The following is a 22,341-nucleotide window of genomic DNA, read 5'->3' as shown; positions in this document are numbered from 1 at the left end:
CCCGCTTGCCGAGACTAACAAAACCCCAGGTAGAGAGGTGTTTTGTCCGATTAGGCAGATGAGGTTGGCAAGGCTACGCTCACTCGACTATGACAAGCCTCACCATGCTCGAAGCGGCCGCCGGGCCGGCCGCACCCCCGCTGTGGCGGATCCTCACTCAGGTCGGGTACTTCGGTGCGCTCGCACTGGCCACCGGGTTCTGCCTCACCCTGGCGTTCCTCCTGCCCGCCCATGCGCGCGGAGGCGCCGCGGACCGGAGCGTGCGGGCGCTCGCCGTCCCGGTAGCGGCCTTCGTCGCCGTGGCCGGTTACGCCCAGTACGCGGCTCGGATCGCGCGCAGCAAGCTCGGCTCCACGTTCGCGGAATCGCTCTCGCCCGCACGGTTCGGCGACTACCTCGCGCTCCCACGGGAGAAGGGGGCGTGGATCTCCGCGGCCGCGATGGCCACCGTCCAGCTCGCCCTGTTCGCGCTGCTGGCCGTCACGATCATCGCCATGGTGCGGTTCGGCGGCCGCGCGGTGGCGGTCGCCGGCTTCGCGGTGGCGATCCTCGCTGCCTCGGCGCCGAGCCTCACCGCGACGATCACCACGCTCGACGCGACGGCGAACCGGGCGCTCAAGCTCACGCACATCCTGGCCTGTGTGATCTGGCTGGGCGGCGTCTTCGTGCTCGGTGCCGCGGGTCTGCGGGCGCGCCGCACGGGGGTCGACGGAGCCGGTGCCTTCGAGCGGATGTGGGCGCGGTTCAGCGTCTGGGCGATGGCCGCGGTCGTGGCGGTGACGGTGAGCGGGGTGTGGCTGTCCTGGGTCCACGTGGGCACCGTCGGCCAGTTCGTCAGCACGTCGTACGGGCGGTTCCTCCTGCTCAAGATCGTGCTGGTGATGCTGATGGTGGCCGCCGGCGCATACAACGTGCGGGTACTGATCCCCGGTATCCGCCGGGCCCGGCTCGCGGGCGACGACGCCGGATTCGTCCGGCTCGCCCTGCGGCACTTCCCGGCGGTCGTGGCGGCCGAGGCCCTCGCCGGAATCGCGGTGCTGCTGATCGTGCCCTTCCTGTCGGGGTCCGCGCGCAAACAGGCCGACGGTGCGGCGGCCGGCCCGTTCGACTGGAACTCCTTCGGTGTGGGCGCGCTCCTGGTGGCGCTCCTCGTCGGCGGGTGCGTCCTCGCGGTGCGCACGGTGCCCGATCGCGCGACCGCACCCGACGGGCCCATCGCCGCCTGATCGCTAGCGGCGGGGCGGTGCGAGCACGTCGTTGAGCGTGACCATCTGCAGGTTGCGGGACCGGATGATGTCCACCAGCTGTGGATACACGCGCGTCACCGGCAGGTGGTTCGCATGTCCGATCACGATCGCCTGCTCGGTGAAGTACTTGCGCGCGCACTCGAGCAGGTACTGCTCGGTGATGAGGCCGGAGTCCGACAGCGAACCGAACCACAGTGCGGGCACCGTGTATCCGAGATCGGCGGCGACCGCGTCCACGGCGGCGTTCCGGTACCCGAAGGGCGGACGGTAGTACGGCGTACCGTCCACCCCGAAGTTCTGGCGCAGGAAATCCTTGGTGCGCCCCAGTTCTCGCGCCACGCCTTTCGCGGAGAGGGCGATCAGCGATGGGTGGCTCCAGGTGTGGTTCGCCAACTGCACCTGTCCGGAGTCGACGAGCGGCCGGAGCGTGTCGCGGTGCGCCGTCCAGCCCTCGAAGCTCCCGGTCACGAAGAAGGTGATCCGGGCTCCCGTGTCCTGTGCGAACCGGGCGTAGGCGCCCACCACCTCGGCATTGGCACCGTCGTCCACGGTGAGGGCGAGGTTGCGGCCGGGGCCGGGCAACCGGGTGATCGGTGCCGCGGGGATCGGGGTGCGGACGGTGCCGGGCGCCGGCGGCCCGAGGACCTTGGTCGGGGCGGGCGTGGGAGGCGGAGGCGACGAGGGCTCCTCGTCACCGGGGTGCGCGGGCGCGGACGCGGCGCACCCGGACAGGGCGGTCACGGTGCCGGCGGCGAGCATCGCCAGGAGGCTGCGCCGATCGATCCCGTGTCCGCTCATCGTGTGCCGCCGATCCGGATGACCTCGAGCGGGACGGTGCGGGTGTGGACGAAGCCCATGGCGTCGTAGAGGGCGCGCGCCGGATTGTCGTCGGAGGTGTGCAGGAAGGGGAGTTCGCCGCGCTCGCGGATGCCGTGCGCGACGGCGCGGATGAGCCGCGCCGCCAGGCCTCGTCCGCGCGCCTCCGGGGCGGTGCACACCGCACTGATCTCGGTCCATCCGGGCGGGTGCATGCGCTCGCCCGCCATCGCGATGAGTGCGCCCTCGGCGTCCCGGATGCCCAGGTAGGTGCCCAGTTCGATGGTGCGCGGCAGGAATGGCCCTGGCTTGGTGCGCTGGACCAGGGCGGTCATCTCGGGGATGTCGTCGGCGTTGAGCCGCACCGCCTCGGGTGCCGGTGCGGTGTCGATATCGGCCCCGCTGTACTGGACCAGCCCGATCGTCTCGTGCACCGTCCAGTCGGAGGGCAGCGGCGTCGCGCGATCGCGGAGCAGGACCACGCCGTGGTGATCGGCCAGGCGGGCCGCGTCGGCGTAGTCGTCCGCAGTGAGCTCGCGCGGGTGGCCGAAGAACACGGAGACGTCCGGCTGATACCGGGAGATCCGTCCACTGACGTCACGGAATCGGCGGTGGAGCCCATTCAGTGCGGTGTTGACGGGATCGGAGAGGACGCTGGTCTCGGTCACCCACGAATTGTTCCAGACCGCAGTGCCGTCACAGGGCCTCCGCGGTCGCGCGGAGACGGGGGAGCACCGCGTCCCGCCAGCCCGGCCCCATCCGGGTGAAGGCCGCCGCCATCCGCTGATCGTCGAGGTCGAAACCACTGTGTTCCAGGAACAATCGGGTGCCGCTGCCCTCGGGTTCCAGGGTCCACGTGAGGGTCCACGCGGGAGTGAAGGTGTACGCGAACCGGTGCGGCGGTGTCGACTCGATCACACGGCACGGCTGGGCTCCGAAGCCGGGCATATCGAGCGTGAACTCGTGTCCCGGTTCCGCGGAGATGTCGCCGGTGGCCCACCAGCGCTGTACCAGTTCGGATTCCGTAATAACTCGCCACACGGTGGCCGGTGCGGCGGCGATGAACTGATCCAGGGTGATGCTCGTCATTCCAACTCCTCAGCGATCGTGGCGAGCGCGGACAGGCGTGCCCGCCAGAACTTCTCGAACGGGTGCAACCATTCGCCGAGGTCGGCCAGGGGCTCGGCGGTGAGGCGGTAGATCCGCTTGCGTCCGATCGGTTCATCGGCCACGAGCCCGGCTTCGCGCAGCACCTTGAGGTGTTCGGCGACGGCGGGGCGGCTCAAGGCGAACCGCTCGCTCAGCTCACCCGCGGCGAGCGGGCCGGCGCGCAGGATCTGCAGGAGCTCGCGGCGCACGGGGTTGGCGAGCGCCAGGAAGACGCGATCGGTGCTGTGCGTGGTCACCCGCCGACGATATGTCGGAGATTTCCGACGTGTCAACTATCTCCGACGCGTCGTTCCGCATTCGGGATGTCTCCGGCGTCGCAATGAGTGGATTACCGCAGATTCCTCTCACTCCGCCGCATACGATGCCCGGTATGGATCTGAAGGGCTTGGTCACGGCGCCGTTGCGCGTCGCATTCTCCACCGCCGATGCCGCGATGGCGGCCGTCGAGGGCGGGGTCGCCGTGACCCGCTTCGCCGTCCAGAACGTGGAGGCGGAGGTGAACAGCGCCCTGCACGTGGAGGGCGAGCACGGTGCGCTGTCGCCGACGCAACTGCTGCAGCGGTTCGCGAGCATGCTCGAACCCGACCGGCCGATCGGGATCATCATCAAGCGCGGGGGACCGTTGGACCGCGTCCTCAAGCCCGGCGGCGTCGTCGACCGGCTCACTGAGCCCGGCGGCATGCTCGAAAAGCTCACCGCGCCCGGTGGTCTGCTCGATCAGGCCACCAAGGACGACGGCCCCATCTCGCGCCTCACCAACGAGGGCGGCCCCCTCGACCGGCTCACCCGGCCCGGCGGTGTGGTGGACCAGATCACCGAATCCGAGGGCGTTCTGGAGCGTCTCACCTCCGAGGGCGGCGTCATCGACAAGCTCACTGCGCCCGACGGGGTGCTGGAGAAGCTCATGTCCAAGGACGGCGTGCTCGACAAGCTCACCGAGAAGGGCGGCGTACTCGACAAGCTGGCCGCCAAGGACGGTGTGCTCGACAAGCTGACCGGCCAGGACGGACTGATCGACAAGCTCACCGCCGACGGCGGCGTGATCGACCGCGCCATCGAAGACGGTGGCCTCGTCGATCAGCTGCTCGGTCAGCAGGGCGCGATCGAGCGGGCGGTCGCGCCCGGCGGCACCCTCGACGCCGTCTCGCAGCTTCCCGACGTGGTGGCCGAGCTCAACGAGGCCGTCGCGCTGATGACCGCAGCGGTCAACCCGATGAGCGACCTGGTCAATCGTCTGCCCAAGCGCATCCTCAAGGGCCGGGAGCCGCGCCGTGGCGCGGGCACGGCGGAGTCCTCGGCCCCCGATGCGCCCGGCGCGGAGTAGCCGCCCGGGTAACGCGGTGTTGACGAACGGCTAACACCGCGCGGCGGAGCCGCGGCCTGCATGAATCCCTGCGTAACCCTTGCCGAACTAGGGCTCGGCGAGCTTCCGTGTCGGCATCTCGCCGACCTACCTTCGGCGCATGAAGATGACAGTGCTGGGTACGGGATACCTGGGAGCCACGCACGCGGCGTGCATGGCGGAGCTGGGCCACGAGGTGCTCGGCGTCGATGTGAACCTCAGCAAGATCGCGGCGCTGTCCGAGGGCAAGGTGCCCTTCCACGAGCCCGGTCTGCCGGCCGTGCTCAAGCGGAACATCGAGGCGGGCCGGCTGCGGTTCACCGACTCCTACGAGGAGGCCGGGGAGTTCGGCGATGTGCACTTCATCGCCGTCGGTACCCCGCAGCGCAAGGGCGAGTTCGCCGCCGACCTCACCTATGTGAACTCCGTGGTCGACTCGCTCGTGCCGCACCTGCGCCGCGACGCGGTCATCCTGGGGAAGTCGACGGTGCCCGTGGGCACCACCGAGCTGCTGCGCGCCCGCGCCGCCGAGTTGACGTCGGAGGGCATCACCGTGGAGTTCGCCTGGAACCCCGAGTTCCTGCGCGAGGGGCACGCCGTCAAGGACACTCTGGAGCCCGATCGCCTGGTGCTCGGCGCCGAGCCGGGCGGCCGTGCCGAGCAGGTGGCGCGCGAGATCTACGCCCCGATCATCGCCCGCGATACCCCGTTCTTCCTCACCGACACCGCCACCGCCGAACTGGTGAAGATCTCCGCGAACGCCTTCCTGGCCACCAAGATCTCGTTCATCAACGCCGTCTCCGAGGTCTGCGAGGCCGCCGGCGCCGATGTGGTGGCCCTGGCCGACGCGATCGGCGTGGACTCCCGGATCGGTCGTCGTTTCCTCGGTGCCGGAATCGGTTTCGGCGGTGGATGCCTGCCCAAGGACATCCGCGCCTTCATGGCCCGGTCCGGCGAACTGGGGGCGGGCCACATGCACGGACTGCTCCGTGAGGTGGACGCGATCAACATGAGCCGGCGCACCCGCATGGTGGACCTCGCCCGCGAGGCCTGCGGTGGCTCACTGCTCGGCGCGAAGGTGGCCGTTCTCGGCGCCGCGTTCAAGCCCGATTCCGACGATGTGCGCGATTCCCCGGCCCTGAACATCGCCGGACAGATCCAGCTGCAGGGTGCCGCGGTCTCCGTGTACGACCCTGAGGCCATGGACAACTCGCGCCGCGTCTTCCCCACGCTGGACTACGCCACCACGGCCTTGGAGGCGTGCGAGGGCGCCGATGTGGTGCTGGTGCTCACCGAGTGGACGCAGTTCCGCGAGCTCGATCCGGCGGCGGTGGGCGCCGTGGTGCGCCGGCGTTCGCTGCTCGACGGCCGCAACTGCATGCCGGCCGAGCAGTGGCGCGCCGCCGGGTGGGCGTACCGCGCCTGATTCGACAATCCAGTGCACGACTGTACACTCAATTGTCATGAGTGCAGTCGTGGACCGGCGTCGGGCCGAGGTCAGGGCCCTCGCCGAACTGGGATGCAGTGAGGTGGCGGTGGCCACCGGCGGGGTCCACGTTGTTCACCGGGCGATATCCGACCGGGTGTTCGCCGCCATCCGGCTCGGTGTGGGACCCGCCGCCGCGCCGGTCCGGGTGCTGCACGACGGCATCACCGACGGCGTGTACCGGGCGATCGGCTCCGCCGCCCGGGCGGCGGGCAGGATCGCCGGCGCCGCGGCGGACTACCCGGGTGACCGCCCGCCCTCGGAGACGGTGCGCGGCGCCACCCTGATCGGCGCCGTTCTCGGGCTCGTCGGTGACGAGCTCGCCGCGGCCGGCTCGCCACTGGCGGCCGATCCCGTCACGGTGCGGGTGGACGGCGCCATCGTGCACCTCGAAGCGACCGAGATGCCTGCGGGTCGCCTGGACCCGCAGGAGGTCTACGACGGTGCCACGGGGCGGATCGTCGTCTTCCTGCACGGCCTCAGCGAGACCGAACACGCCTGGGGAGCGGGCGGTCTGGCAGCGGACGACTACGGCGTGCGGCTCGCGATCGACCTCGACGCGACGCCGGTGTACGTGCGCTACAACAGCGGGCGCCACATCAGCGACACCGGCGCCGATCTGGCGACGCTGCTCGAACGCCTGCACGCGATGTGGCCGGTGCCGATCACGGACATCACGGTGATCGGGCACTCGATGGGCGGTCTCGTCGCCCGCAGCGCGGCACATCTCGCCCAGCAGGCGGGCATGCGCTGGGTCCGAACGGTGTCCGCCACGGTGAGCCTGGGGACACCGCACCTCGGAGCCCCGCTCGAACAGGCGGCGCACTACGGCAGCGCCGCCCTGGTCGCGATCCCGGAGACCGCACCGTTCGGTCGGTTACTGCGCAGGCGCAGCGCGGGGATCCGGGATCTGCGCGCCGGGTCGATCGTCGACGAGGACTGGACTGGCCGCGACCCGGATGCGCTGGGCCGGGCGGTGGCGGCCGAGGTGCCACTCCTGGACGGTGCCGCGCACTACTTCGTGACGGCCACCGTGACCAGGAGCGCCGCGCACCCCGTGGGACGGCTCGTGGGCGACGGGCTCGTCCTCGCGCCCAGTGCGGCGGGCCGAGACCGCGCCCGCCGCATCGGATTCACCGATGACGCGGGCGTCCACCTCGGCGGCGCCCACCACTTCACCCTGCTGCGCTCCGAGGCGGTGTACGCCGCGCTCCGGAACTGGCTCTCTCAGCCGCGCTGCCGGGCGGGCGTCACCGGGGAGTAATCGGACGCATCGCCCTTGAGCGCCACACCCTCTCGGCCGTCGACGCCGACGGGGATGTCGCCCGCCAGCGTCACCCGACGCAGCAGGCGCTTGTTGTCGCCGTAGTCGTTGATACCGAAGTGCTGCGTGGAGCGGTTGTCCCAGATCGCGACGTCGCCCGGCTGCCAGGCCCACCGCACGGTGTTGTCCGGGTTCTCGATCCGACGCTGAAACAGTGCCAGGATCGGCGCCGAATCCTGCGAGCTCAGGCCCGCGAACTTGCTGACGAAGTGGCCCAGCAGCAGCGATCGGCGGCCGGTCTCGGGGTGCACGCGCACCACCGGATGCTCGGACTCGAAGATGTTCCGGATGAACTCCTGGTGGTACTCCGCGCGCTGGTAGGTCGAGTTGTGGCCCGCGTAGTCGTAATCGTTGGTGTGGATCGCGCGCAGGTTCTCCGCGAGCACCTTGAGCGGCTCCGGAAGCCGGTCGTAGGCGCGGGTGGTGGACGCCCACGTGGTGTTGCCGCCGTGCGGGGGCAGCGTGACCGGGCGCAGGATGGACGCCTTCGGCACGCGGTCCACGAACGAGACATCTGTGTGCCAGCTGTTCGCCGCGCCCTCGATCGGCAGCAGATCTGAATCGGACCGCACGGTGGGGTGCGGAGTGGTGGGAACACCGATCCGGCCGGCGAAGGCGTGCTGGCCGGCATCGTCGAGGTGGTGCTGGTCGCGGAAGAAGATCACCTCGTGCTCGGCGAGCAGGTCCAGGATCCGCTCCGCGGTGGCGTCGTCGATGTCGCCGCCCAGCCGGACCCCGTGCACGATCGCGCCGATGTGCTCACTGAGCTTCGTGACGGTGATCTCGGAGGTGGTGGTCGGTTCGAGCGTCGCGGTCATGAGTGCCTCCCGGGCGGCAGATCGATTGCTTGTGGTTCAAGGACACTCGACGAGCGCGCGGATCGCCAGGGTTGTATTCACCGCAAGCGCAATGCGATCAATCCGCCTCCTCCTCGGCCTCCTGCTGCAAGCGCTCGATCGTGGCCGCGGGCACCGCGACCGCCCCGGGCGTGTACGTCACCGAACGCAGGGAGCCGGAGTACGGGAAGACGCCGCGGCGCTCGCGCAGATCCCACGACACGGGACCGCGCGCGTCCACGCCCACCGAGATCCCCGTCCAGGGAGCCATGCCGATCAGCTGGACGCGGTCCGCGAGCGCCGCGGCGGGCGCACCGTCGACGGTGAGCGTGAGGTCCCACCGCAGGTCCGGCCGCACGGACGCGGTGAGCCCGACGGTGCGCGTGCCCGGCGGGATCGCGGCGCGGGCCTCCTCGTACCGGCCGTACGCGTTGTAGCCCACCACGACCGCGCCGCCCTGGATGTACACGAGGTAGCCGCCCAGGGCGTCGCCGTGCGCCACCAGCACGCCCTCGTCGCCGGGCTCGAAGCGCAGGTCGATGTCGATGCGGAAGTCGCGGTACTGCACCAGCTTCGCCGAGCGGTACCGCTCCAGCACCGGAGTACCGGGCAGCAGCCGCACGGGATCGGCCAGCCGCCGCTCCGCGGGATTGCGCGTGGAGCCGTCGATCACGATGGGGAAGACAGTGTTCCGCCACGCCTGGTGTTCCCACTCGGCGGCCAACTCGGCCACCAGATCCGGATGCTCAGCAGCGAGATCGCGGGTCTCGGCGGGATCGGTGCGGTTGTCGTACAACTCCCAGCGGGGCGCCAACGGATCGTCGCCGGGATCGAAGCGGCTCAGCAGCTTCCATCCGTCCCGGTAGTATCCGCGGTGTCCGCGGAACTCGGAGTACTGGTGCGTGCGGGCCGAGGGCGCCGCCGGGTCCGACCACGCCGCGCGCTGGGAGAGCCCGTCGCGCTGCTTGGCCGCCACCCCGTGCCGGCTGTCCGGCGTCGGTACGCCCGCGAGATCGAGAAGGGTGGGCGCCACATCGGTGACGAACGAGTACTGATCCCGGACGCCGCGGGCGTCGAGGCCGCCCGGCCAGGACAGGACCAGCGGCACCCGCACGCCGCCGGCGAAGGTCTGGCCCTTGTAGAAGCGGAAGGGCGTGTTGGAGACCTGCCCCCAGCCGCGCGGATAGTGCACCCCGAGGCGTGCGGAGCCGATCAGCTCCTCCGGATGATCGACATCGCCCTCCCAGCCCTGCGGGGCGCCACCGGAGGCGAACTTCACGAACTCCGCGAAGTAGCTGCGAGTGCCCTCGGGGCCGCCCTCGGCGGTGCCGCCGTTGTCGGAGCTGAAGACCACGATCGTGTCGTCGAGCTCGCCCAGTTCTTCCACGGTGGCCAGCAGCGCGCCGAGACTGTCGTCCACGGTGCGCACCATCGCGGCGTACACCTGCATGTACCGCGCGAACCGGCGCTGCCGGTCCGGGTCGAGCTCGTCCCAGGCGGGCACGTCGTAGCCGGGTTCGGTGTTGCGCGCGGCGGGAGAGACCTCCGGGCCGAACAGGCCCAGCTCCTGCTGGCGCGCGAATCGGGCCGCCCGCACGGCATCCCAGCCGCGCGCGTAGTCGAGGTCGCCGCGCGGCAGGTCCTCGTCCTTGACCTGCAGCGGGCCGTGCATCGCGATGTGCGCGAAGTACAGGAAGAAGGGTTTGTCGGCGTCGTGGGCGCGCAGGTCCTTGATCCAGCTCGTCGCGGTGTCGGTGAGGGCGTCGGTCACGTAGAAGCCCTGCGAATACTCGGTCACGGGATCGACGGTGTTGTCACGCACCAGTTGATTCGGATGGAAGAAGGAGTTCAGCCCCTCCAGGGATCCGTAGTAGTGATCGAATCCCCTTTGCAGTGGCCAGGATCCGCGATCGGCGTCGGGTCCGAGTCGGGAATCCTTCGCGAGGTGCCATTTGCCCACGGCGTAGGTGGCGTAGCCCGATTCACGGAGGATCTCCGGCAGGGTGAGCACATCGTCGGCCAGGCTGAGCCGCAGATTCGGATATCCCGGATCGGAGTTCGCCACCGAGCCGTACCCGGCGCGATGCGGATTGAGTCCGGTGAGGAGGGCGGCCCGGGCGGGGGAGCACACCGGTGTGGTGTGGTGATTGGTGGAGACGATGCCGCGCGCAGCGAGCGCGTCCAGGTTCGGTGTGGGGATCTCCGAACCGTACGGGCCGATATCGGAGAAGCCCATGTCGTCGACGAGCACCACGATGATGTTGGGCGAGCCCGCGCGGGCGCGGCGTTCCTGCGGCCACGCAGGGGTGGACTCCTCCTCGGTACGACCGATCCGTCCGGTGAATCCCTCGTAGCCCCGGGCGTAGTCGGGGATCGTCATGCGGGAGCGGTCACCGCCTCGTGCCCCTGGTCGACCCCGAGGGCGTCGAGGAGCCGACTGCGCAGCTCCGCGAAACCGTTCTCACCGGGACGGCGCCCGGTGTCCGCGGGCAGGGTGAGATCGACCGACAGGATGCCGTGATCGAGCACGAGGATCCGGTCGGCCAGAGCGATGGCCTCATCGACGTCGTGCGTGATCAGGAGGACTCCGGGGCGGTGCCGCGCCACCAGTGCCCGCAGCAGATCGTGCATCTTCAGCTTGGTGAGGGCGTCGAGCGCACCGAAGGGCTCGTCGGCGAGCAGCACCGCGGGCTCGCGGACCAGGCTGCGCGCCAGCGCCACCCGCTGCTGCTGACCACCCGAGAGTTCCTTGGGCCAGGCCGTCTCCCTGCCGTCCAGGCCGACCTCCTTCAGCAGCGCCCGGCCCACCTCCTTCGGATCGGAGCCGGAGAGCCCGAGCACCACGTTCTCCAACACCCGCGCCCAGGGCAGCAGGCGGGAATCCTGGAAGACCACCGCGCGACGGGGATCCACCTCCAGCACGCCGGAACCGGGCACCCCGTCGTCCAGCGAGGCGATGGCGCGCAGCAACGTCGACTTACCGGAGCCGGAGCGGCCGAGCAGCGCCACGAACTCGCCCCGCCGGATCGTCAGGTCCACACCGCGCAGCACCGCGCGGCCGTCGAAGCCGCGCACCAGGTTCCGCGCGACGATCACCGGCTCCTGATCGAGTGCGGGATCGTTCAGTGCGCCAACGTGCTCTGCCATGAGAGTGCCTTTCGGGAGAGGGTGCGCACCGCGAGATCGGTGCCGAAGCCGAGTACGGCGTACACGGCGAGTCCGACCACGATCACGTCGGTGAGGCCGTACAGCCGGGCCTTGTACATGAGGTAGCCGATGCCGTCCGAGGCGCCGACCTGCTCGACCACCACGAGGGCGAGCCAGGCCACGGTGGCGCCCAGGCGCAGTCCGGTGAAGAACCCGGGGAGCGCCCCCGGGATGGCGATCCGCCGCACGAACGCCGCGCGGCTGAGCCCCACGGTCTCGGCCAGCTCCACGTACTTGCGGTCGATGCCGCGTAGGCCGGCGTGGGTGTTCAGGTACACCGGCGTGGCCACCGCCAGGGTGATGAGGACGATCTTCATCTCCTCGCCGATGCCGAACCACACGATGAACAGCGGCAGCAGTGCCAGCGCGGGGATCGCCCGGTAGATCGTGACGGTGCCGTCGATCAGTGCCTCGCCCGGGCGGGTCAGGCCCGAGAGCAGCGCGAGCGCCACCGCCAGGGCGACGCCCAGGACGCCGCCGACGATCGCGCGCTGCGCGGAGGCCCAGATGTTGGACCACAGCGAGCCGTCGGCGGCGAGGTTCCACGCGGTCCGGACCACCGTCCAGGGCGCCGACAGCACGGTGTCGGGGATGACGCCGGTCGCCGAACCGGCCGCCCACACCGCGACCACCAGCGCCGGGCCGGCCAGGATCCACGCGCCGATGGGGCGGGCGTCCACGAGTGCCCGCCGCGATGCGGGCCGGGGGAGCAGCTCGTGATCGGGGTCGAGCGCACCGGGCCGTTGTTCCGGGACGGTATCGCCGCCGAGGCCGCTACCGAGGCGGCCGAGGGGAGTACTGGTCATGAGGGGTCCTTCTCGGTCGCGAAGCGGAAGTCGACGGAGCCCTCGGCGGAGATGCGGCCCCCGGGGATCTCGTCGAACTGGGCGAGGGTGTCGATGGTGTCCTGCTGGCGCTGCACGAGCGCCGGGTCGAGCGCCACCGGTCGCCAGCCGCCCTGGCCGTCGTACGCGACGGAGCCCACGGTGGCGGGGATCTTCAGGGCGCCGACGTAATAGGTCTGCACCCAGCGGTTCTTGTCGGCGTCCACCCAGCCGCGGGCCCGATCGAGCGCGGACGACAGATGGCGCAGCGCGGACGCCGTCGCCGGATCCGCCAGCGCGGCCTGCGGCGAGTACAGGAACATCAGCCCGGACTGCGCGGCCTGGGCGACCGGGTCGGGCAATGCCTGCGCGTCCGGGTGGGCCTTGCGGTATTTGGTGTTGATCGGCTCCATCAGGGGCGCGATGTCGATCTGCCCGGCGCCGAGCGCCTCGCCCACCTCGGTGAGTTGGAGCGGCACCAACTGCACATCGTGCTTGGACAGTCCGGCCGTGCGCAGCAGCCGCAGCACCATCGCCTGATGCGCCGTGCCCTCGGCGTAGCCGATCTTGCGTCCGCGCAGGTCGGCAAGGCTGCGCAGGGTGATTCCCGGCCGCGCCACCACGCCCACGCCGCCGCGGTCCTGCTGCCACGCCTTGATGATCGGGCTGGGGAACCGGGCGATCTGCGCGTGGATCGGCGGCACATCGGCCACGATCGCCACCTGCGCCGCGCCCGCGCGGAAGGATTCCAGGATCGCCGGGCCGCCGGCGAAGTCGGCGAACTTCACCGTGAACGGCAGCCGGCCGAGCTCACCCGAGGCGGTGAGCATCGTCTTGAGGATCGACTGCTGATCGGCGACGGTGATCGTGGTCCCGGCGGGGACGTCCGCCGGGATCGGGGCGCGCGGGTCGTAGGCGGGCCCCGCCGGACCGGAGCAGGCGGCCACGGTGACGGCCGCGACGAGGGCCGCGGCGAGGCGCGGCAGACGAAAACGCATGCGACAGAGTGTTCGGCCCAGGCGCTCCGCACGGAAGCCTTGCGCGCAGGCTGAGCGCAAGGCGGTCTCGATAGACTGGGGCGGTCATGGGAAAGATCGTGCTGTTCTACGTGTTCACCCCGCTCGCCGATCCGGAGGCGATCCGGCTGTGGCAGCGGTCGCTGTGTGAGGCGAACGGTCTGCGCGGCCGGATCCTGGTGTCCCCGCACGGGATCAACGTGACGGTGGGCGGCGAGATCCGCGCCGTCAAGCGCTACCTGCGCGCCACCAAGGAGTACCCCGCGTTCGCGCGGGCCGACGTCAAGTGGTCGGACGGCTCCGCCGACGATTTCCCCAAGCTCACCGTCCGGGCGCGCGAGGAGATCGTCACCTTCGGCGTGCCGGACGAGCTGGTCGTCGACGCCGACGGGGTGCGCGGCGGCGGCACCGCACTCAGCCCGGAGGAGGTGAACGAGCTGGTGCGGCAGCGCCCCGATGCCGTCTTCTTCGACGGACGCAATGCGATCGAGGCCGAGATCGGGCGCTTCGCGGGCGCGGTGGTGACCCCGGCGAAGACCACCCGCGACTTCGTCGGCCTGCTCGATTCCGGTGAGTACGACCATCTCAAAGGCCGGCCGGTGATCACCTACTGCACGGGAGGGGTGCGCTGCGAGGTGCTCAGTGCCCTCATGCGTAACCGCGGCTTCGGCGAGGTCTATCAGCTCGACGGCGGGATCGCCCGCTACGGCGAGCGGTTCGGCGACGGTGGTCTGTGGGAGGGCGCGATGTACGTCTTCGACCGCCGGATGAGCCTCGAATTCTCCGACCACAGCAAGCGGATCGGACGGTGCGCCCAGTGCGGCACGCCCTCTTCGAAGGTCGCGAACCTTCCCGAACCCCACGACCGGGAACTCGCGGTGCTCTGCGAGGACTGCGCATCGTGAGCCGGCGCCCCGTGCCCGTGGTGGTGGTGGCGGGATACCTCGGCGCGGGTAAGTCGACGCTCCTCAACCACCTGCTCAGCGGCGCCACCGGTGCCCGCATCGGGGTGGTGGTGAACGATTTCGGGGCGGTCAACATCGACGCCCTCCTGGTGGCGGGCGCGGGCGGTTCCGGGGCGGTCCAGACGGTCTCGCTGAGCAACGGTTGCGTGTGCTGCACCGTCGACGACGACGAACTGGAGGACGTGCTCGGCGCGCTGGCCGCCCGCGAGCTCGATGTGATCGTGGTGGAGGCCTCCGGGTTGGCGGAGCCCGCCGCGATGGTGCGTCGGGTGGTGCTCGCGGAGGACCCGCGGATCGACTACGGCGGCCTGGTCTACGTGGCCGATGCCGCGCACCTCCACGACACGCTGCGCCGGCATCCCTCGCTGCGGCATCACCTCGCGCTGGCCGACCTCGTGGTGCTCAACAAGATCGATCTCGCCACGGACGCGGATGCGGTGCACGCGACGGTGCGCGAGCACGCACCGTCGGTCCCGATCGTCCGGACGGTGGAGGCCGCGTTGCCCACGGAGCTGCTCGTCGACCCCGAGGTGCTCGCCGAACGCGCTGCGGAGCGTGAGCGGGCGCCGCGACAGCTGACGCTCGACGAGGCTCTGCGCGCCGAGGAACAGCACGACCACGATTCGCACGAGCATGCTCACCTGCACGACGGGTACGCCGCCGTCGACGTGCAGACCGGTCCGCTGGACGCGCGCCGCGCGGCGGACCTGCTGTGCGACCCTCCGCCGGGAGTGTTCCGGGTGAAGGGCTTCGTCACCGTGGCCGACGGCACCCGGCTGGAGGTGCACACGGTGGGACGGCACGTGCGGACGGCTCTGGAGCGTGGCCGCCGGTCGGGGGAGCCGTCCGTGCTCGTCTTCCTCGGTATCGACCTCAATGAGGCCGATATCCGTGCCCGGGTCGAGGCGTGCGCGGGCACGGCCGAATCGGCCGCGGACACCGCCGCCGTGCTCTCGCTGTTGCGTTTCTCGACTGCGGCCCAAGAGGATTCGGCGATCACCGAACTCTGATCGGACTCGGCCCGAAGATAACGGAACGGTAACGATCGCCATCCGGGTTTCCCTAAAGTCTCAATTGATGGTTCACTGTTTCTCGTGTGACTGATGTGACGAAAGTTGCACAAGAGACTCGGAAGGAGAGCGGCACCACTTCCCCGGTGCCCAGCTGCCATGAAGAAGACCAGTGTTCTCGCAGGTTCGCTGGCCGCTGCTGCCGTCGCGTTGTTCGCGACGCCCGGCATCGCGGCCGCAGACCCTGCACCCGCTCCCGCAAAGCCCCTCGACGGCAAGACCGTGTTTCTCGACGCCGGTTCCTCGGTCTCGTCCGCGATCGACCAGGCGAAGAAGGTCGCCGACGGTCGCGGCGGCACCGTTCCGTGCGTGAACCCGGTGGCCATCGCGGCCAACGGAACCCCTGATCACAAGGTCAACTTCGCCGTCACCAAGATGGTCGAGGCCGCACTCCAGAGCCAGGGCGCCAAGGTGATCCTGTCCCGCGCCGACGACGCCGGCTTCGGCGGTTGCGTCGACCAGCGCGCCGCCGCGGCGAACAAGTCGGGCGCCGACCTGGCCGTGAGCATCAACAACATCGTGCAGGACGCGGCCCAGCGCGGCTTCCTCCTCGAAACCCCGGCCGCCGGTGCCGCCGACGCCAAGGTCTCCGATGCGCAGGCCGTGAGCGCCCCCGCGAGCACGGTGGTCCGCGACGCGCAGCGCCTGGGCGGCTTCATCCCCGCGCAGTACCTGGGCGGCAAGGACGGCATCGCGCAGACCGCGAGCGCGCTGCCCTCGCTGGTGAACATCCCGCTCGTCTACGCGAACCTGGGCAACCTCGCCAACCCCGAGGACGCCGCGCTGCTCACCTCGCCCGACGGCCAGGTGCAGTACGCCGCCACCATCGCCAACGGCGTCATCGCGCAGCTGACCGGCAAGCCGGTGGCGGGCAAGGCCGTCGCCGAGCCCGTGCAGGCACCGGTGCAGACCGATCCCGGCGCGATCCCGCAGCCGCCGGCCGGCACCGCCCCGGCCGCTACCGCCCCGGCCGGTACCGCACCCGCGGTGACCGCGCCGACCGCACCCGCAGCGACGGTTCCCACCGCTCCGGCACAGACGCCGATCGTCCCCGCCGTCCCCGGTGGCACCGCGACCACCCCGGTCAGCCCTGTCACTCCCGGAACGCCGGGCACCTCGCCCATCGTCTCGGGCGTCCCGATGCTCCAGGGCGGCGCCCCGGCCGGCACCGTCCAGGCCCCCGCGGCCACGGTCCCCGGCGTGGCGGCCCCCACCGCGGCACCGGCACCGTCGGTCTCGATCCCGGGCGTGGGGCAGCTGACGCTGCCGCAGCTCCCGCAGGTCGTGATCCCCGGCCAGAGCCAGCCCCTCGGCGTCAACACCCTGTTCGAGATGGGTCCGAAGGCCGTCGAGTTCCTGGCCAGCCCGCAGGGTTCGCAGCTGGTGAACACCCTGATGTCCAGCCCGCAGGCGCTCAGCGCGCTGCAGTCCGCACAGGGTCCCGGCGCCGCCGCGGACATCCTGAAGTCCATCCTGGGCGCGGGCGCGCTGCTTCCCCGCTAACACCCCAGTAGCTTCCGTCGGGGACGTCACGCCCCGGCGGGAAGCGGTAGCGCGGCCCGTTCTGGCAAGCTGGCGATATGGCACTTCGCGATATCGTCCGGCTCGTCCACATGGCCCCGCCGATCAAGGACCTGAAGGGGAAGAAGGTCCTCGTCACCGGCGCGGCCAGCGGGATCGGCCGCGCTACCGCTGATCTTCTCGCGGCGCACGGCGCCGAGCTCGTGCTCACCGATATCAACGCCGAGCAGCTCGACGCCGTCACCCGCCACGTCACCGCCCTGGGCGCGAAAGTCATCGCGTCCAGGGCTTTCGACGTCTCCGACTACGACGCGGTGGTGGCCTTCGCCGATGAGGTGCACGCCGCTGCCGGCTCGCTCGACATCGTGATGAACATCGCCGGGATCTCCGTGTGGGGCACCGTCCAGAACCTCACCCACGACCAGTGGCGCAAGACCGTGGACGTCAATCTCATGGGCCCGATCCACGTGATCGAGACCTTCGTGCCGCCGATGATCGCCGCCGGTCGCGGCGGGCAGCTGGTCAACGTCGCCTCCGCCGCGGGACTGCTGGCGCTGCCCTGGCACTCCGCGTACTCCGCCGCCAAGTTCGGTCTCGTGGGCGTCTCCGAGGTGCTCCGCTACGACCTGCGTCGCTACAACATCGGCGTCAGCGTGGTGTGTCCCGGCGCGGTGGACACCGGCCTGGTGAAGACGGTCGAGATCAACGGCGTCGATCGCACGAACCCGAAGGTGAACAAGGGGATCGACTCGTTCCCCAAGGTCTCGCCGGAGAAGGCCGCGCGGGCCATCATCGCGGGCGTGCTGAAGAACAAGTACCTGGTGTACACGTCCTTCGACACCCGCTTCGGCTACTTCTGGAAGCAGAAGTTCGCGCCTCCCTACGAGATCGCGATGCGCATCGCCAACGATCGCTTCGCCTACCTCGCGAAGATCTCCGAGCGTGGGCAGCAGTCGGAGCCGAAGCAGCTCTCAGAGCGCGGTCAGTAGGAGTACGTGCTCCGCCCAGACCGCGTCCAGCGCCTCCTGCGAGACGCCGGAGGCGAGCTGGTGGAGCACCCAGGCCGGGCTCAGTGTGGCCATGAGCGCCGCGGCCCAGACGTCCGCGTGCTCCGTGCGGCCGGCGGCTACCAGCATCGAGCGCACCGTCATCGCGGACACCCGCCACGGGGGCTCGTCGTAGGGATCGCGGGCGGCCTGCTCGGCACCGCGCAGGAGATCGCCGTGGCGCGCGATCATCTGCATCCGGGCCTTGCCATACTCGACGAGGCGCTGCTGTGGATCACCGCCCGGACCGAGCGGCGGCGGGCCGAACATGAAGGTCTGCTGCAACTCGATCTCGTCGTGGTCGAGCAGGGCCTGGAGCAGTCCCGCGCGCGAGCCGAAGCGCCGGAACACGGTGCCCTTGCCCACGCCCGCGGCCTGCGCCACGGCGTCCATGCTCACCGCGTCCACGCCGTGCTCGGCGAACAGCCGCTGCGCGGCGTCGATCAGCAGTTCGCGGTTGCGCGCGGCATCGCGCCGCGGGCCGGCCTGCGGCTGGGCGAGGGGGATCAGTGGACCGGTCATCGAAAGTGAGCGTACCGGGCCCGATTTGCGCTCACCATGATCCGGGGGAAGAAATCCGGACCGAAGTCCGTTAGCTTGGGGCGGATGTCGCCCGGTCGGGCGCACCGCACCGCTTGGAAACGAGGAGTCGAGAACATGTCCGACATCACCGTGCTCGCGATCGTCGGATCGCTGCGCAGCGCATCGCTCAACCGCGAACTGGCCGAGGTGATCGCCGAGAATCCGCCGCAGGGCGTGCGGATCGAGATCGCCGACGGCATCGCCGACGTGCCCTTCTACAACGAGGACATCGACGGTGCCGACGCGCCCGCTCCGGCGGCGGCGCTGCGCGACCGGATCCGCGACGCCGATGCGCTGCTGCTGCTGGCGCCCCCGAACAACGGCACTCTGAGCGCGGTCCTCAAGAACGTCATCGACTGGGGCTCGCGCCCCTACGGCGCCAGCGCACTGTCCGGCAAGCGGGTGGCGCTGGCCGGTGTGGGGCACCGTCTCGACACGACTCTCGCGGATGCGGAGCGGGCAGTCACCATCGCCGGCGGGGAGGTCCCGGAGGGGCTGGTGGTGGAGTTCCCGATCTCCGGTCTCGAGGGCAAGTCGCCGCGCGAGCACGATGAGGCCGTGCGCCGCGCCGGGGACCTCGTGGCGCGCCTCGTCGAGCCCGTTCGCTGACACTCCGGGCGCGTCGGTCGGCGTGTCGTGACTTCCCGGCGTGTCCTGGGGATTCACGATGAAAAAGGGCGTTCGGCCGACTTGCGACCTGGTAATTTCACGAATGTGGTTCGCAAGTGGTTGTGTTGCTTCCCGCAGAGCACCACTAGGTGTAGTGTTCTGAGCACTGCGCGAGCGGACGTCCCCACGGAGCGTCGAGTGCGCTCCGAAGGGTCGATGACGGGTCATTCGGAACGGCTGGGTTCACGCAGGCAAACGCCCCTCGGGGCGGCGAAAACTTGTCAGTCCATCGATCCATAATCGAGTTCCGAGTAAGCCTCGGGGTCGAGTCCAGCGAAGGGGAGCCGTCCATGAGCCAGGTCGAGATCACCGTCTACACGAAGCCCGCGTGCGTGCAGTGCAATGCCACGTACAAGGCGCTGGACAAGGCCGGGCTCGAGTACCGCGTCGTGGACATCACGGAGGAGCCGGAGGCTCGTGACTACGTGATGGCCCTCGGCTACCTGCAGGCCCCCGTCGTCGTCGCGGGTGAGGATCACTGGTCGGGCTTCCGTCCCGACCGGGTCAAGGCGCTCGTCGCCGCCACGGCCACGGCCTAGGCCATGTCGGGCCCGCTCGTCGTCTACTTCTCATCGGTGTCGGAGAACACGCACCGATTCGTGAAGAAGCTGGGCCTGCGCTCGCAGCGCATCCCGGTGACGCGGGTGGATGAGCCGATCACGGTCGACGAGCCCTTCGTCCTGATCACCCCCACCTACGGCGGCGGGAAGCAGGCCACGGCGCTCTCCGGCGGGGGATACGTTCCCAAGCAGGTGATCCGGTTCCTCAACAACGAGCACAACCGCTCCCTGATCCGGGCCGTGATCGCGGCCGGTAACACCAACTTCGGCGAAGAGTTCTGCTACGCGGGCGACATCATCTCCCGTAAGTGCCGGGTCCCTTACCTGTACCGATTCGAGCTCATGGGCACCACCGAGGACGTGCACCGCGTCCGCACCGGGCTCACCGACTTCTTCGCCGCCTCCGAACACCGCACCACCGACCGCAAGGAAACCGCGCGCTCATGACCGCAACCCAAGAAGACCTCGTCCCCTCGGCCAGCCAGTCCGGTGTGCACTCCGGCCCCGGTGGTCATTCCGAGCTCGACTTCCACGCGCTCAACGCGATGCTGAACCTGTACGACAAGGACGGCCGCATCCAGTTCGACAAGGATCGCGAGGCCGCGCGGCAGTACTTCCTGCAGCACGTGAACCAGAACACCGTGTTCTTCCACAACCTGGACGAGAAGCTGGACTACCTCGTCGAGGAGAACTACTACGAGCCCGAGGTGCTGGACAAGTACAGCCGCACCTTCGTCAAGAACCTCTTCGATGCGGCCTACGCCAAGAAGTTCCGGTTCCCCACGTTCCTCGGTGCGTTCAAGTACTACACCAGCTACACGCTGAAGACCTTCGACGGCAAGCGCTACCTGGAGCGCTTCGAGGACCGCGTGTGCATGGTGGCCCTCACCCTGGCCGACGGTGACGAGAAACTCGCCACCAGCCTCATGGACGAGATCATCGCGGGCCGCTTCCAGCCCGCCACCCCCACGTTCCTCAACTCGGGCAAGAAGCAGCGCGGCGAGCCGGTGTCCTGCTTCCTGCTTCGCATCGAGGACAACATGGAGTCGATCGGCCGCTCGATCAACTCGGCGCTGCAGCTGTCCAAGCGCGGCGGCGGTGTCGCCCTGCTGCTCAGCAACATCCGCGAGCACGGCGCACCGATCAAGAAGATCGAGAACCAGAGCTCCGGCGTGATCCCGATCATGAAGCTGCTCGAGGACTCGTTCAGCTACGCCAACCAGCTCGGTGCCCGCCAGGGTGCCGGCGCGGTGTACCTGCACGCGCACCACCCCGACATCTACCGCTTCCTGGACACCAAGCGGGAGAACGCGGACGAGAAGATCCGCATCAAGACCCTCTCGCTGGGCGTGGTGATCCCCGACATCACCTTCGAGCTCGCCAAGAACAACGACGATATGTACCTGTTCTCCCCGTACGACGTGGAGCGGGTGTACGGCGTGCCCTTCGCCGATGTGAACGTCTCGGAGAAGTACCACGAGATGGTCGAGGATTCCCGGATCCGCAAGACCAAGATCAACGCGCGCGAGTTCTTCCAGACCCTCGCTGAGCTGCAGTTCGAGTCGGGCTACCCGTACATCATGTACGAGGACACCGTGAACCGGGCGAACCCGATCGCGGGCAAGATCACCCACTCGAACCTGTGCAGCGAGATCCTGCAGGTGTCCACCCCGTCGACCTACAACGACGACCTGTCCTACGCCGAGATCGGCAAGGACATCTCCTGCAACCTGGGCTCGCTGAACATCGCGAAGACGATGGACAGCCCGGACTTCGGCGTCACCATCGCCACCGCGATCCGCGGCCTCACCGCTGTCTCGGACCAGACCGCCATCACCTCGGTGCCGTCCATCGAGCACGGCAACAACCTCAGCCACGCCATCGGCCTGGGGCAGATGAACCTGCACGGCTACCTGGCGCGCGAGCGCGTCTACTACGGCTCGGACGAGGGTGTCGACTTCACGAACATCTACTTCTACACGGTGCTGTTCCACGCGATCCGCGCATCGAATGCCATTGCGCGCGAGCGGGGTCAGTCGTTCGGTGGCTTCGAGGACAGCAAGTACGCCTCCGGTGAGTTCTTCGACAAGTACACCGAGCAGGAGTGGAAGCCGGCCACCGACAAGGTGACCCAGCTGTTCGCCGACGCCCAGATCCACATCCCCACGCAGGACGATTGGCGCGCGCTGAAGGCGGACGTGCAGCAGTACGGCCTGTACAACCAGAACCTGCAGGCGGTGCCGCCCACCGGCTCCATCAGCTACATCAACCACTCCACCAGCTCGATCCACCCCGTCGCGGCGAAGGTCGAGATCCGCAAGGAGGGGAAGATCGGCCGCGTGTACTACCCGGCGCCCTACATGGACAACGACAACCTGGAGTACTACCAGGATGCGTACGAGATCGGCTACGAGAAGATCATCGACACGTACGCCGCCGCCACCCAGCACGTGGACCAGGGGCTCTCGCTCACGCTGTTCTTCAAGGACACCGCCACCACCCGTGACGTGAACCGTGCCCAGATCTACGCATGGCGCAAGGGGATCAAGACGCTGTACTACATCCGCCTGCGTCAGATGGCGCTCGAGGGCACCGAGGTCGAGGGCTGCGTCAGCTGCATGCTGTAGCTCCAGTCGCTGACGTACACGGTTGCTAGGTGG

Annotated in this window: 22 protein-coding genes; 12 read left to right on the top strand and 10 right to left on the bottom strand. The window is 69.6% G+C overall.

Annotation, left to right across the window (positions count from 1 at the left end; translation table 11 throughout):
- Positions 1-89 precede the first annotated feature (89 nt).
- Positions 90-1,226 (top strand): CopD family protein, encoded by a 1,137-nt coding sequence (locus ABD108_RS02015; protein WP_343929099.1) that lies wholly within the window; start codon positions 90-92, stop codon positions 1,224-1,226.
- 3 nt (positions 1,227-1,229) lie between these two features.
- Here the strand turns inward: ABD108_RS02015 and ABD108_RS02010 are convergent, their stop codons facing one another.
- From ABD108_RS02010 to ABD108_RS01995, 4 genes are read right to left on the bottom strand one after another with little or no spacing between them, the layout of a single operon-like run.
- A complete protein-coding gene (locus tag ABD108_RS02010; RefSeq protein ID WP_343929098.1) occupies positions 1,230-2,045 on the bottom strand; it encodes a polysaccharide deacetylase family protein in 816 nt (271 codons plus the stop codon).
- A complete protein-coding gene (locus tag ABD108_RS02005) occupies positions 2,042-2,731 on the bottom strand; it encodes a GNAT family N-acetyltransferase (protein ID WP_343929097.1) in 690 nt (229 codons plus the stop codon). Before ABD108_RS02005 ends, ABD108_RS02010 begins: the two co-directional genes overlap by 4 nt.
- A gap of 28 nt (positions 2,732-2,759) precedes the next feature.
- The gene (locus tag ABD108_RS02000) at positions 2,760-3,152 is read right to left on the bottom strand and encodes an SRPBCC family protein (protein ID WP_343929096.1); all 393 of its coding nucleotides are present in this window, start codon (positions 3,150-3,152) and stop codon (positions 2,760-2,762) included.
- The gene (locus tag ABD108_RS01995; RefSeq protein WP_220656135.1) at positions 3,149-3,469 is read right to left on the bottom strand and encodes an ArsR/SmtB family transcription factor; all 321 of its coding nucleotides are present in this window, start codon (positions 3,467-3,469) and stop codon (positions 3,149-3,151) included. The genes ABD108_RS02000 and ABD108_RS01995 overlap by 4 nt, the downstream gene beginning before the upstream one ends.
- Positions 3,470-3,603: 134 nt before the next feature.
- On the opposite strand from ABD108_RS01995, the gene ABD108_RS01990 reads away from it, so the two are divergent.
- From ABD108_RS01990 to ABD108_RS01980, 3 genes are all read left to right on the top strand, one after another.
- A complete protein-coding gene (locus ABD108_RS01990) occupies positions 3,604-4,557 on the top strand; it encodes a hypothetical protein (RefSeq protein ID WP_220656134.1) in 954 nt (317 codons plus the stop codon).
- A 139-nt stretch (positions 4,558-4,696) separates the two neighbouring features.
- Positions 4,697-6,001, top strand: coding sequence for a UDP-glucose dehydrogenase family protein (locus ABD108_RS01985; RefSeq protein ID WP_343929095.1), 1,305 nt, complete (start codon positions 4,697-4,699; stop codon positions 5,999-6,001).
- Positions 6,002-6,038: 37 nt separating this feature from the next.
- The gene (locus ABD108_RS01980) at positions 6,039-7,325 is read left to right on the top strand and encodes a PGAP1-like alpha/beta domain-containing protein (RefSeq protein ID WP_343929094.1); all 1,287 of its coding nucleotides are present in this window, start codon (positions 6,039-6,041) and stop codon (positions 7,323-7,325) included.
- On the opposite strand, the gene ABD108_RS01975 is transcribed toward ABD108_RS01980, so the two are convergent.
- The 5 genes from ABD108_RS01975 to ABD108_RS01955 form a co-directional block, all read right to left on the bottom strand.
- Positions 7,289-8,203, bottom strand: coding sequence for a TauD/TfdA dioxygenase family protein (locus tag ABD108_RS01975; RefSeq protein WP_220656131.1), 915 nt, complete (start codon positions 8,201-8,203; stop codon positions 7,289-7,291). The genes ABD108_RS01980 and ABD108_RS01975 overlap by 37 nt on opposite strands.
- Before the next feature lie 97 nt (positions 8,204-8,300).
- On the bottom strand, positions 8,301-10,601 hold the full coding sequence (locus ABD108_RS01970; RefSeq protein ID WP_343929093.1) for an arylsulfatase: 2,301 nt from the start codon (positions 10,599-10,601) through the stop codon (positions 8,301-8,303).
- Positions 10,598-11,368 carry an ABC transporter ATP-binding protein gene (locus ABD108_RS01965; protein ID WP_343929092.1) on the bottom strand — a complete coding sequence of 257 codons (771 nt, stop codon included), beginning with the start codon at positions 11,366-11,368 and terminating at the stop codon, positions 10,598-10,600. The genes ABD108_RS01970 and ABD108_RS01965 overlap by 4 nt, the downstream gene beginning before the upstream one ends.
- Entirely contained in the window at positions 11,344-12,234 is an 891-nt protein-coding gene (locus tag ABD108_RS01960; RefSeq protein ID WP_220656128.1) for an ABC transporter permease, read from the bottom strand. The genes ABD108_RS01965 and ABD108_RS01960 overlap by 25 nt, the downstream gene beginning before the upstream one ends.
- Positions 12,231-13,250, bottom strand: a complete 1,020-nt coding sequence (locus ABD108_RS01955) for an ABC transporter substrate-binding protein (protein ID WP_343929091.1) — start codon at positions 13,248-13,250, stop codon at positions 12,231-12,233. The genes ABD108_RS01960 and ABD108_RS01955 overlap by 4 nt, the downstream gene beginning before the upstream one ends.
- An 86-nt stretch (positions 13,251-13,336) precedes the next feature.
- Here ABD108_RS01955 and trhO point away from each other — a divergent pair, with 86 nt between their 5' ends.
- The 4 genes from trhO (at position 13,337) to ABD108_RS01935 (ending at position 17,813) form a co-directional block, all read left to right on the top strand.
- Complete coding sequence (trhO, locus tag ABD108_RS01950; protein ID WP_343929090.1) at positions 13,337-14,173, top strand: oxygen-dependent tRNA uridine(34) hydroxylase TrhO; 837 nt, start codon at positions 13,337-13,339, stop codon at positions 14,171-14,173.
- Positions 14,170-15,243, top strand: coding sequence for a CobW family GTP-binding protein (locus ABD108_RS01945; protein ID WP_255585478.1), 1,074 nt, complete (start codon positions 14,170-14,172; stop codon positions 15,241-15,243). Before trhO ends, ABD108_RS01945 begins: the two co-directional genes overlap by 4 nt.
- Before the next feature lie 159 nt (positions 15,244-15,402).
- Positions 15,403-16,806, top strand: coding sequence for an N-acetylmuramoyl-L-alanine amidase family protein (locus ABD108_RS01940; protein WP_220656125.1), 1,404 nt, complete (start codon positions 15,403-15,405; stop codon positions 16,804-16,806).
- Between the two features lie 77 nt (positions 16,807-16,883).
- Entirely contained in the window at positions 16,884-17,813 is a 930-nt protein-coding gene (locus ABD108_RS01935) for an SDR family oxidoreductase (RefSeq protein WP_220656124.1), read from the top strand.
- Here ABD108_RS01935 and ABD108_RS01930 read toward each other — a convergent pair.
- Positions 17,796-18,392 (bottom strand): TetR/AcrR family transcriptional regulator, encoded by a 597-nt coding sequence (locus ABD108_RS01930; protein ID WP_343929089.1) that lies wholly within the window; start codon positions 18,390-18,392, stop codon positions 17,796-17,798. The genes ABD108_RS01935 and ABD108_RS01930 overlap by 18 nt on opposite strands.
- Before the next feature lie 135 nt (positions 18,393-18,527).
- Here ABD108_RS01930 and ABD108_RS01925 point away from each other — a divergent pair, with 135 nt between their 5' ends.
- The 4 genes from ABD108_RS01925 to nrdE all read left to right on the top strand — a co-directional run bounded on the left by ABD108_RS01925 (position 18,528) and on the right by nrdE (position 22,308).
- Positions 18,528-19,061 carry an NADPH-dependent FMN reductase gene (locus ABD108_RS01925; protein WP_255585477.1) on the top strand — a complete coding sequence of 178 codons (534 nt, stop codon included), beginning with the start codon at positions 18,528-18,530 and terminating at the stop codon, positions 19,059-19,061.
- A 350-nt stretch (positions 19,062-19,411) separates the two neighbouring features.
- Positions 19,412-19,660 (top strand): glutaredoxin-like protein NrdH, encoded by a 249-nt coding sequence (gene nrdH, locus ABD108_RS01920; protein ID WP_220656122.1) that lies wholly within the window; start codon positions 19,412-19,414, stop codon positions 19,658-19,660.
- Positions 19,661-19,663: 3 nt separating this feature from the next.
- Entirely contained in the window at positions 19,664-20,128 is a 465-nt protein-coding gene (gene nrdI / locus ABD108_RS01915; RefSeq protein ID WP_220656121.1) for a class Ib ribonucleoside-diphosphate reductase assembly flavoprotein NrdI, read from the top strand.
- Entirely contained in the window at positions 20,125-22,308 is a 2,184-nt protein-coding gene (gene nrdE, locus ABD108_RS01910) for a class 1b ribonucleoside-diphosphate reductase subunit alpha (protein ID WP_220656120.1), read from the top strand. Before nrdI ends, nrdE begins: the two co-directional genes overlap by 4 nt.
- The last annotated feature ends 33 nt before the right edge of the window (positions 22,309-22,341 follow it).

The organism is Tsukamurella strandjordii (assembly GCF_039525985.1).
GTDB lineage: Bacteria > Actinomycetota > Actinomycetes > Mycobacteriales > Mycobacteriaceae > Tsukamurella > Tsukamurella strandjordii.
This window is presented reverse-complemented; position numbering and strand designations above follow the sequence as displayed.